Origin of the sequence: Pseudogemmobacter faecipullorum, from assembly GCF_020539525.1 — a bacterium.
GTDB lineage: Bacteria > Pseudomonadota > Alphaproteobacteria > Rhodobacterales > Rhodobacteraceae > Pseudogemmobacter > Pseudogemmobacter faecipullorum.
Window position 1 is genome coordinate 1 of sequence record NZ_JACDXX010000080.1, and the last position, 933, is coordinate 933.

The 933-nt window shown below is 61.1% G+C and carries 1 pseudogene; it reads left to right on the forward strand.

The features are described from left to right. Positions 1–718: 718 nt before the first annotated feature. Positions 719–933 (forward strand): annotated as a pseudogene (locus H0485_RS21270) (DUF932 domain-containing protein); the annotation flags it as partial.

The following is a 933-nucleotide window of genomic DNA, read 5'->3' on the forward strand; positions in this document are numbered from 1 at the left end:
AGCGAAAGCGCGTCGAGGTTGATATCGGTCATCAAGGTCCCCTTTGTTCTTTAACATTGATAGGGCAGCGTGCAGTGATGGGCAATTTCCCATTCGGGGACATAGTCAGACATGGTTGCGTGCTCTAATGCTGCCGCATGAGCAGAAGAAGACAGTCTAGGCCTTCCACGCGCGTCACTGCGCTGCGATCGGCATCTTGGCCTCGGAAACGAGCGGGTAGTCGTAACCGGCCTCTACAGTTTTTGTCTGTGATGGGCGGTGCGTTGTTACTTGGTTTTATGGCGGTGGAGCGCATTCCCGAGCATCTCGGCGCGCTGCCTGAATTGACAGCCCGTCGTGTGATTGAGGGGCCTGTCAGTCATATTCGCGATGGCGACACAATTGAGGTGGCGGGCACGCCCGTTCGGTTCGGGTCGTTGGACTGTGCTGAGCGCGGAACAGTGCGAGGCGATGCGGCTACCAGGCGCATGCGGGATCTGGTTGCTGCGCAGTCCCTCAGCTGCGCCCTGAACGGTCGCACCAGCTACGACCGCAGCATCGGGCGGTGCACTTTGCCCGATGGACGCGACGTGGCCGCACAGATGATCCGGGAAGGATTGTGCGGTCGATACTGGTAACGGCAGTCCTGTCGGATCCAGAGTGAGAGAGCGGCTGGTTTGCCCGTGACGGGTCAGGGCTGGAGGAGAGGCCTCCGGCGGCCCGTCGCGGAGTGACTGTCATGAACACTATGCAGATTCTGGAACCCGCGCGCCCGGTGCGCGGCGGCTACAAGGTGGATGTCAGCCGGGGAGCACGCAACGGCCGGGTGTCGTCCGAATGGTTCAATCGGCCTGATGATGAGCGCTATCTCTCGCTCGATGACCTCTGGGCCTCGGTCAAGGCGCGCTCGGAGCGCAGCACGTCACGGATCGTCGAGACGGCAAAGATCCATGT